Source organism: Pedobacter sp. Leaf132 (assembly GCF_920984695.1).
Taxonomy (GTDB): Bacteria; Bacteroidota; Bacteroidia; order Sphingobacteriales; family Sphingobacteriaceae; genus Pedobacter.
Window position 1 is genome coordinate 146,820 of record NZ_CAKLBO010000010.1, and the last position, 11,152, is coordinate 157,971.

The window sequence follows — 11,152 nt, forward strand, 5'->3', positions numbered from 1 at the left end:
TTTTGAGGAATTAAAATTTAACATTTAAACCAAGTGTAAATGTCTTCATGATAGGGAATGAATCGTAGTTGTTTTGCTCCGGATCTTGAAACTCTTTCATGGCAGAAAAGGTTAACAGGTTGGTGCCGTTGAAAAATAGTTGCGTACCTGATAGGCCGACTTTACTAATCCATTTTTGAGGAAGATCATAAGCAATATTGATATTACGGAGGCGTAAGTATGCGCCATTAACTAACCAAAAACTAGATGTTGATGCACCAGATTCAGCCCAATTTTGCCCTACTGGTCTTGGATATTTAGCATTTGGGTTTTCCGCTGTCCAAACGTCACCAGCCCATATTGGATAGTAGGTTCTGAAATTACCGCCATGCTGACGCATACCGCCACCTTCTTGGTTACTGATCATCCGATCATAAGCGCCAACACCCTGCATCAAGGCATCAACGGTAATGCCTCTCCAATTTACTCTGAAACCAAAACCAAAGTTGATTCGTGGTGCGCCGTTGGTACTTAATACTTGCAGGTCATTGTCGTCAATTTTATTGTTTGCTCCTGGCGCAAATGAATCTCCTCTTATATCTTCGAATAGAATGGCTCCCAAATATGGCTTTCTACCGTATTGCAAAAATCCTTGAGCATTTAAAGCGTCCAATTGTTCCTGAGTCCTGATGAGGTCAATCGCTTTTAGTCCAATGATTCTATTGGAAGGTTGGCCAATCGCAGATCTCCACTCGTTAACACCACCAGGCCTGTAATCGGCACTTTGATCCAATATGTCCCAGCGATCTTTTGCATAACCTACATTTCCAAATATTGAATAGGAAACTTCGCCAACCTTATCCTGCCATTGCAAATTAAAGTCTAATCCCCTGAAACTTCTGGCTGCATAGTTTTCAGGAGCAATGCTTTGTCCGTAACTTGCAGGCAAGGTGACCACTCGGGTACCCAATATGTTCTTCATGTTGTTCAGGAAAAAATCAGCAGAGCCTGTTAGCTTTTGGTTTAAAAATCCAAAATCTAAACCAGCGTTATAGTTGTAAATTGTTGCCCAGGTTTGGTTTGGATTAGGGATATTGCCTGGCGCAATTCCACGTAATAGTGTATTGCCAAAGATGTATTGGTTACCATTACCATAGGTTTGTTCAAACCCAAACGGTGCAATTACTTCATTGCCCGTATTGACCAGGTTACCCGTTGTACCATATGAAGCACGTAACTTTAAATCACTCAGCCACTTCACATTATCGCGGACAAAGCTTTCTTGGGATATTCTCCAGCCTGCTGAAACTGACGGAAAGAATCCCCATCTCTTATCTTCAGCAACCAGTGGTGTTCCATCATATCGAAATGAAAAATCAAGCAAATATTTTTCGTCGTAGTTATATCCCGCTTTACCAATATAAGCAATGTTAGAAACCCATGAATTAAATGCATTTCCACCATTAATGCCAATGTTCTCGGTTGCATTACCAGTTCTATTTCCGGCAGAATTGGAATAGGCAAACATTTGATCAATGCTGGCAGTAGGTGCAAAACCTGTAGTAGTGATAAAAGTAGTTTTGAATTCAGACTGCTCGAATATCGCCTGTGCATTTACTTGGTGTTTTCCAAATGACCTGTTGTAGTTCAAAAAGCCATTAATCTGGTATCTCCATGCATTATTCATTTGGTAACTCAGGCTCGGTTGTGTTTGTCCGAATGTGTATATATTTGTACGTTGTGGATCGGGTGCCGCAGGAATAAAACGGTTACCGGTAGGTTCTTTTGGGATAAAAACAAAGTTCTTCTGATAGGTAATAAATGTTTTCCGCATATAATCTACGGCTTCGTAATTTCCTACAACCTTGGCAGATAATCCCTTTGTAATGGCATCCAAATTCGCATTTAAACTCAAGATTGGATTAAACTGTCTGTTTTTGGTATCAATATAACGATCACCATTAACCTGATCAATTACGCTCCAAGCCTGAAAACTTCCCAGCGGAGTTTGAACAGGGAAATTGGTTACTCCATCAGCTGGTGTACCATCTGCCTGTGTATAAAAAGGGTACAATTTTGTCCAATTGAAAGTTACACGGTAAAAATCTCCCACATTGAAATCATCAGCGCCATCACCCTGCCAAAAAAACCTATTATTGTTTTGTTGGGAAGCACTTAAATTTAAGTTTAGGGAAAAGGTTTTGTTTAATTGAGCGGTAACATCAGATCGAAGGTTGAATTTACCGAAGTCGACGTTTTTATAAGTACCCTGCTCATTCGTATAACTGGCCATAGTATAATAAGTGATTTTTTCACTGCCACCATTTACGCTGAATAAATATTTTTGAGAATTTGGGTTACGCCATACATAATCATTTACATTATAAATTTTATCATTGAAATAGCTGAATTCCCTTTCATTATTTGGTTGCACATAAGGTGTCGTTCTAGCACCTTGTTCCCATTCAAATCTGGTTACCCTGTTTTGATAGGTGAGTTCGTCCGCTGCGGTAGTAATATCTCCCAAAAGTTTTTGGGTAGATTTGGATAAAGTATTTGAAACTTGAAAATTAAATTGTGGTGCCTGCACCTTTCCTGTCTTTGTGGTAACCACAACGACACCATTTCCTGCCTGTGCGCCGTAGATGGATGCCGATGCGGCATCCTTTAAAATACTCATCTGATCAATCTCATTCGGATCCAAAGCATCAAAAGACGCTTTGTTTTTAATCACCCCGTTGATTACATACAGCGGTTCTCTAAAACTACCCCTTATACGAATTGAAGATGTAGCGCCTGCTAAACCTGATGTATTGGTGACTGTGATTCCAGGAGCACGCCCGGCCATTGCATTCGATAAATTGGATACAGGGATATCATTTACTTTGTCCATTTTAATGGATGAAACCGAACCTGTTAATGTTGATTTTTTCTGGCTGCCATAACCTACAATAACCACTTCATCAAGATCCGATTGAGGAACCAGCTTGATCGTCATTCCGGAACCCGCCCTAACTTCCTGAGCTTTATAGCCGACATAGGAGATCACCAGCACCGCACCATCGGCAACATCTTTCAGTTGGAATACGCCATTAACATCCGTTTGAGTGGCAATTTTTGTCCCTTTTATAAGAATACTTGCTGATGGGATAGGTTGCCCCTTCTCATCTACTACTTTGCCACTCACATCGACAGCAACTACATTCCATAAATTCCTGGGATGTGTGCTATAAAAATGTTTTTTCCGCTCCTTAATTTTTAAGCTGGAAGGAGCTAATACTTTAGCATTGGCCTGAAATGTTGCTAACATGATTATAACCGGTAAAATCAAATGCCGAAGCCTACTTTGAAGGCAGAAGCGCCAGGCAATGCGGATGGTCTTTGAAAAAGAATTTGATTCAATTAAATACATAGTTGTTTTTGGTTTAGAATAGCTGGTTGTCTGTTAGGATGCTTTATCACTATAATTTCGAAAGCATTTTATCATAAAAAAATATCAGAATGTGGTTAACATTAATGTTATTTGTTTATTATGTTTGCAATCATGATTTTTTGGTTAGTGTAAAACTAGGCGAAATCGAAGAACGCCCTTAATTATTGCCATTACAAAGTCTTTGAAATTTTCTGTCATATTAATCATCTGTGATTCAAATAATTATAAACTATGCATTCAGATTTTGGAAATAAGGAAACGCAATTTTTTTATGAACTATCAGAGTATTGTGTATCTGAAATTGAAAAAAAAATGGGCGATAAGCCCGTTTCTGAGTGGCGCTCGTCTGATTATACTAAGCTTTCAAGTCGATTAGGAAAACAAACCAAAGTATATTTAAGCGAAAATACCTTAAGACGTGTTTTAGGTAAATTGCAAACTTCCAAAAAGTATAATCCACAACAAGCTACCAGAGATGCATTGGCACAATTTATAGGGCATCGGAGCTGGAACGAATTGGAGATGTTTTATAAACTTTCCAGGCAACACGCAACAATTCCAAATGAGGTTCAATCCCCGACTTTAAAGGTGGAGGCGCCGAAGGCGAAGAAGAAAAAACTAAGACGAATTGTGCTCGTTTTTGCGGCACTATTAACATTGGCTGCAGGAACACTGATTTACTATGGATATAAGGACGTGCCTGAGGTGAAATTAATATGTACCAATCCCTATGGAAACGTTCCCCATTCGGCGGTTTTTAAACTTGAACACAAAACAAATTCGGATAGCGATGAAAAATATGAGATCGATTTCCTGGAAGAAGCGAGCCGATCATCCATCAGTGGTGACAGAAAAGTATCCAAATTTTTCAAAAATCCTGGAGTAGTGTATGCTACCTTATTTCATAACGGAAAACCTATTGATACTACCAGCGTTTTTATGCAAACCAAGGGATGGGTGGCCAATTCAGGTAACGACACCTCCCGTGCCTTTCCGGTTATCGGACTCAAAGCACTTGATCCTGAAAATATTTATGTTTCTGAACATCAGCTAGACTCTGCCGGACTTGATACCCGAAAACCTTTTATGATTGGTTATAGTAATGTAAAGGCTACAGACATTAGTGGCGATAATTTCTCTTTTGCATGTAGAGTCTATTCAGAAAGAAACCGTCCCGGAACGCAGTGCGTCGGGACAGCGATCATCATATTGGGCGAAAGAGACAAACATGTGATAAATTTGTTTCGCAAAGACTGCGCCGTATTTTGCGATTATAAATTTTCGGAATTGCGGGTGCTGGGTACTGATGGTAATTTAAGCGCCCTAGCATTTAATCCTGTTAATGGCGGCAATCTCTCAATCAAAGTACAAGACAAAAAAGCTTCTATATTTATCAACGGAAAAAACGTACTCAATACAAGTTACAAAACTACCATAGGAAAAGTGATGGGCATTAAAATTTTGTTCAATGGCATTGGCCGGGTGGTTTCACCAAAACTCGTTGACCTGTCAACCGGCAATATGTTCTAGGCAAGAATTAAGCTAAATGAAATTGGTATCTCTCAAGCTTTGAAATCACCATGTGTACGTGTTTTTATCTTGCTCAAATAATTTTTATTGCTTTGCCCGCTAAACCTTTTCCTAATTAAATACAGTATGGCTGCATATTAATATCGTTATGTTAAATCAAAACCAATCATTAGTTTCCTGAAATTAAGATAAATCTGTAAGGCTTATCTCTAAATGCCTTAGAATGCTTTTCCAAATTTGAATTTTAATCGTTTTAATTGTCTGTTTTACAGTTGTTTGCACTTACATAATTTTTCAAAACAATTGGAGTGCGGCAAGTTACAATAACTGGTTTGTGTCTAGTTAAATTCGTTTAGCATTTGTAAACATTCTCTCCGATTGTTTAATCAATGTTAGAACCAAATAACTTAAACCGTTAATAACCAACTAAAATGACAAACAATTTTACTTTCTACCATGGGCTTACAAATCGCTCGGGCCATTTTGTGCGTAAAAAAAACAAGTGGCTGCCAATTGCAATAGCTACACTGCTGTTTAATTTAAGTGCATTTGCTAATCATCCTGCATCTAAATCATTATTGTACAATACAATACATAACCCAAAATCAAACTCTGGATCTATCAAGGTCTATGATTTTACTTTAACCGGTCAGGTAGTAGATAAAGATGGAATAGGGATGCCCGGGGTAAGTGTGAAAATCGAAACAACTAATAATGGAACGAGTACTGCACCGGATGGTAAATTCACGCTAAAAAATGTCGTTCCTGGCAATGTGCTACTGGTATCAATGGTGGGTTACATTACGCAGAAAATTACCATTACCAATCAAACTGAACTTAAAATTATCCTTTTGGAAGACCTTAAAGGTTTGGACGAAGTAGTGGTAGTGGGCTTGGGCGTTCAAAAAAAGGCAAGTGTAATTGGAGCGATCTCATCCATCTCAACTAAAGAATTAAGGCAAAGCCCTGTAGCAAATTTAAGTAATGCACTTGCGGGCAGGTTGCCGGGCCTGGTGGCTATACAAAGAAGTGGTGTGCAGGGCAATGACGGTGCGGCACTGTATATAAGAGGCGTGGCAACTTTAAATGGCGTTTCGCCAATGGTGGTAGTTGATGGTATTGAGGGGCGTACCATCGCTGATATTGAGCCAAGTGATGTAGAAAGTGTAAGTATTTTGAAAGATGCTACTGCAACCGCTATTTATGGTATAAGGGGGGCAAATGGCGTAATTTTAATTACCAGTAGGAGAGGTTCGGCAAGTAAGGCACCGTCGATCTCATTCACATCCCAGTATGGTGTGCAAACACCCACCAGAGTTCCCGAGGTTGTCAATTCTTTTGAATATGCCACCTTATATAACCAGGCAAACATTAATAATGGCACCCCATTAACCTATACTCAAGCTCAATTAGACGGATACAAAAATCAAACGAATCCATTTTTATTTCCTGATAATAATTTTGAGGATTTATTGTTGAAAAATTCATCAGTAATGACCAGACAAACTTTACAGGTTAATGGAGGATCAAATTTCGCAAGATTTTTCGTTTCAGCTGGTTACTTGTCTCAAGGGGGGATCTATAAAAAATTCGAAACTCCATATCCTTCCGATCAGGTATTCAGAAGATACAATTTCCGTGGTAATGTTGACGTAGATATAACCAAAACCACCCTTTTCCGTTTGGATTTATCCGGGAGTTTTGGTTCGGTAAATCGGCCAAGATATGACAATGAACCGTTTTTCTCCATTGTGCGGTTTGCACCGAATTTAGCACCAATCAGAAATCCTGATGGTTCCTGGGGAACCTCTATCGGTTTGACAAACAACCCTGTTGCCGAACTTACCGATAATGGTTATGTTGTATCCTATGTCGGGCGTTCACAGGGAACATTTGCCCTTACTCAAAAGTTAGATGTAATCACCAAAGGTCTAACTGCTACAGCATCTTTGTCGTATGATGCAAATTACTCTCAGGATCAAACACGAGCTAAAGGTTATGATGCATTCTTTTACAATCCAAACGGAACGTATACCAGGACGCGCACAGGTTCGAAACTTGGTGGCGTAACTCGCGTAGATGGATTAACTAGGTTTTCAACTTATCAGGTGAGGATAGTTTATGACAGGGTATTTGGCAATCATACTGTAGGAAGTTCAATTAATTACACTCAGCAAAAATCTTATAACAATATAGAAATTCCTGCCGCAGTACAGGGAGCTGCCGGTAGAACAACCTATAACTATAAAAATAAATATTTTGCAGAAGCCACATATGCTTATAACGGATCTGAAAACTTTGCGCCAGGCAAACGTTTTGGCTTCTTTCCCGCAGGTGCAATCGGCTGGATTGCTTCAGAAGAGGATTTCTTTAAAAATAACCTGAAATTTGTATCCTTTTTGAAATTACGAGCATCATATGGTGTAGTAGGTAATGATCAAATTGGTGGAAGCAGATTTTTATTCAACAGTTATTATGCAGATGCAACAGGAACAACATTTGGTATAAATCCATCGGGAGTACCTGGCTTGGCAGAAGCATTCTTAGGAAATCCTGACATTACCTGGGAGCGGGGCTATAAGAAGAACATTGCTTTCGAAAGTAAGTTATTCGATAACCTTATATCAGTGAATTTAGATCTATTCAGGGAAGATAGGAGACAAATTCTTGTGAGTTCGCTGGTTCCACAACTTTCTGGTTTGCCTAATTCCCCACCTGTGAATAAAGGAATTGTCAAAAATCAAGGAATTGAACTGGAAATCGGAGCACGGAAAAATTTCTCAAACTTCATGATCAATTTGAGAGCCAATATCGGCTTCAACAGAAATGAAGTAGTTGACAACAACGAAGCCACGCCGCTATATGCATACCAATCTGGTATAGGTTATCGTGTTTTACAGCCATTAGGTTTAATATCAGAAGGTTTTTTTGTGAGCAAGGAACAAATTGCGGCCAGCCCAAAACAGACTTTTACCAGTAATGTGGTGCCGGGAGATTTAAAGTATACTGATGTGAATGGTGATGGGGTGATCAATGATTTTGATAGAGTCGCGATTGGATATTCTCCAATACCGGAAATGCAATATGGTATTACCCTTGATGGTGCTTTTAAAGGGCTTGATTTTAGTATATTATTTCAAGGTTCTGCAAATTCCACAACCTATTTTGATCAATGGGGTTATGTTCCTTTCTTTTCTCAGGGAACGGCACTTAAAGAACATCTAAATAGCTGGACGCCAGCGAATGCTGCCACCGCAACTTTTCCAAGGGTAGACATTGGTGTTAACCCAAACAACAACCGTCTATCCACCTTTACACAGCAAAACGGAAATTATATACGTTTAAAAAATGCAGAGATTGGGTATTCATTTTCTCAGAATTTGCTAAAAAAAGTAGGCTTAAAGACTGTTAGGGTTTTTGCAAATGGGCAAAATCTGGTTACTTGGTCCAAAATCAAACTGGTTGATCCGGAATATGGCAATGGCAGCATAGGATCTACCTACCCACAGCAAAAAGTTTACAACTTCGGTCTATCCCTTAACTTTTAATTCATCAATAAAATAATTATGAAAAATAAGATATTTATCGGTACGCTGTTAATTGGCTTACTATCCATTGTATCGTGTAAGAAAGATTTTCTAGATCTTGCACCTAATGAAAATATTACTGAAGAACAGGCCTTTAGTACGATGATTCAGACAGAGAATTTCGTAAACAACATTTATTCGGTACTTCCAACAGCCCAAGCCAGAATTAACTCCACACCTTATGATAGCATGAGTGACGAAGGATTTGCAACCTACACGGCTTCTGCAATTACTTTTAGTGGCGGAGGTTATGGTCCCTCAAATATTACCACCTATATCAACGTATGGAGAAATAGTTATGTCGGTATCAGAAAAGCAAATATTGCATTATTAAAATTACCAGATGTACCCGTATTAAACCCTGAGGACGAAGAAACCCGTAAAAGATTACGTGGAGAGGTCTTATTTATGCGGGCATTCCTTTATTTCGATATTTTAAAAATTTATGGAAGGTTTCCAATTATAGATAAACCAAGAAGTGTAAATGATGATGTTGTTCTAACAAGAAACAGCTACGAAGAATGTGTGGCGTTTATATTGAAAGATTTAAATGACGCAATCCCCTTATTACCTACGACCTATGCTGCGACAAATTTATTAGGTAGAGCAAATGGTGCAATGTGTATGGCGCTTAAATCAAGGTTGTTATTGTACGCTGCAAGCCCGCTAAATTCTGCAGACGTGGCAGCAAAATGGCAGGCCGCTGCAGTTGCTTCCAAGGAAGTGATTGACCTTAACCAATTTACACTCTATAATGCTTTGGCTAATAAGGCTGATAATTATAAAGCGATTTTCAATGTATTCGCCAATAATGAAATCATTTGGTTCAGGAATCAGGGAAACAATAAAAATTATGAGCAATATTACTATCCGCCAGGATTAAGCGGTTGGGGAAATACAACCCCAACTCAAAATTTTGTCGATGAGTATCAAATGGCCAATGGGTTGGATATTACTAATCCAGCCTCTGGGTATGACCCGACGAGGCCCTATATTGGAAGGGAACCAAGATTTTATGCTACAGTGTGGTACAATGGTAGTATTTCCCGAGGTGTAAATATTCAAACCTACCCGGGTGGCAATTCTGCCATCAATGGCGGAACAAATAACACCAAAACAGGATACTATCTGAGAAAGTTTGTAGATGAAAATGTGAGTTTGAGTACCGGATCAGGCAGGCAGGCGATGAGCATTTGGTTTAGATTGGCAGAAATGTATATTAATTACGCAGAAGCCAGTAATGAGGCCAATACTTCACCATCAGCAGATCCTTTAATTTATACTTATGTTAACGTGATTAGGACTAGAGCAGGCTTGCCAAATTTGGCTACAGGACTTAATAAAGAACAAATGCGCTTAGCGATCAGGCATGAAAGACGTGTTGAACTTTCTTTCGAAGAACACCGTTTCTTTGATGATAGAAGATGGAAATTGAGGTTCGGCGGTGATATAAAAGCAATTAACTGGAACGCCGCAGGAACTAGCTATACCATTTCTGTAGCTCAGAACCGTCCCTTTGAAGAAAAAATGTGGTATATGCCTATTCCACAATCGGAAGTTGATGTAACAAAAGTGGCACAAAATCCTGGATGGCAATAACTACAGATAATTATTTATATCCATATCATCATTAGTGACTATTCAATAATCTAGGTATAATCACTAATGATGATATCTGTTTAAGGGTTAAATTTATCTCAAGCTGACTTTCTAGACATTACCAGATGGTCATCTAAAGTTTCCTATTTGGCAGAGATAATGTATATCGCTTTTAAAAATAAGTTTGGTTGATTTGGTTGAATGCTAACCCTCTCCTGAAGCTAGTGGGTGGACGGAGAGGTGTTTAGTAATCGAAAATAAATGCGCAACACGCAATTAAATAAAGAGAGATTATATTATTGGAAATTAAATTTACGGATTAAGAGCTACAAGTAAATCCACAGCAACTTTTCATCTACCAGAAATAAAATTTTTTTATCTATTCGTAACTTTTTTCGCATGCTGATGAAAGAGTACTATCTTATGTATTAAATGCTTTGAAAGCATTCATTAAGCCAAAAAATGATAGCTAAAACAGGTTGAATTAATTTTAAACTCGGAATTAAATTAAATTTAAGGCTGTTAAAACTTTTCTTCCAAATCAATAAATCATACGCATACAAGGATGTATATAAAATATTGTTTAATATTATTTCTGTTTATATCGACTTTCTCCTTTAAAAAAGACGACAAAAAATGGGTGGCTATAGGTGATTCTATAACCTATCTCAATGATCATCAAGGCGAAACTGGGAATAGGGTCTCAAAAGGTTACTTGACAAGGGTTGTGGAACAACTTCCATGGGTTCACTATGTGAATAAAGGTTATAATGGATGGACTTCCGGAGACATAGCTAACCAAATAAATAAGCTTAATTTTCCTAAGGCTGACATATACACTATCTTATTGGGAACAAATGATTGGTGGAACGGTAGGTCCATTGGTAAAAGAGAAGATGGAGTTGCTACATTTGACTGGAGGAATTTAGTCGTCAGATTTAGAAAGAAACTTTTAAATTTGATTATATGAGCAGACGAATGTTTGATGAATCCTTCAGGAAGATGGCAGTAGAGCTTTCTTACA

The 11,152-nt window shown here is 38.5% G+C and carries 5 protein-coding genes; 4 read left to right on the plus strand and 1 reads right to left on the minus strand.

The features are described 5' to 3' along the window. Nucleotides 1-10: 10 nt before the first annotated feature. Nucleotides 11-3,289, minus strand: coding sequence for a TonB-dependent receptor (locus tag LUA86_RS16615; protein ID WP_231464850.1), 3,279 nt, complete (start codon nucleotides 3,287-3,289; stop codon nucleotides 11-13). A 354-nt stretch (nucleotides 3,290-3,643) separates the two neighbouring features. On the opposite strand from LUA86_RS16615, the gene LUA86_RS16620 reads away from it, so the two are divergent. The 4 genes from LUA86_RS16620 (at nucleotide 3,644) to LUA86_RS19365 (ending at nucleotide 11,098) form a co-directional block, all read left to right on the plus strand. Then, a complete protein-coding gene (locus LUA86_RS16620; RefSeq protein WP_231464853.1) occupies nucleotides 3,644-4,942 on the plus strand; it encodes a hypothetical protein in 1,299 nt (432 codons plus the stop codon). A gap of 431 nt (nucleotides 4,943-5,373) precedes the next feature. Then, entirely contained in the window at nucleotides 5,374-8,490 is a 3,117-nt protein-coding gene (locus tag LUA86_RS16625; protein ID WP_231464855.1) for a TonB-dependent receptor, read from the plus strand. Nucleotides 8,491-8,508: 18 nt separating this feature from the next. Further along, a complete protein-coding gene (locus tag LUA86_RS16630; RefSeq protein ID WP_231464857.1) occupies nucleotides 8,509-10,128 on the plus strand; it encodes a RagB/SusD family nutrient uptake outer membrane protein in 1,620 nt (539 codons plus the stop codon). Between the two features lie 565 nt (nucleotides 10,129-10,693). Continuing rightward, the gene (locus LUA86_RS19365) at nucleotides 10,694-11,098 is read left to right on the plus strand and encodes an SGNH/GDSL hydrolase family protein (protein WP_370634390.1); all 405 of its coding nucleotides are present in this window, start codon (nucleotides 10,694-10,696) and stop codon (nucleotides 11,096-11,098) included. Nucleotides 11,099-11,152 lie beyond the last annotated feature (54 nt).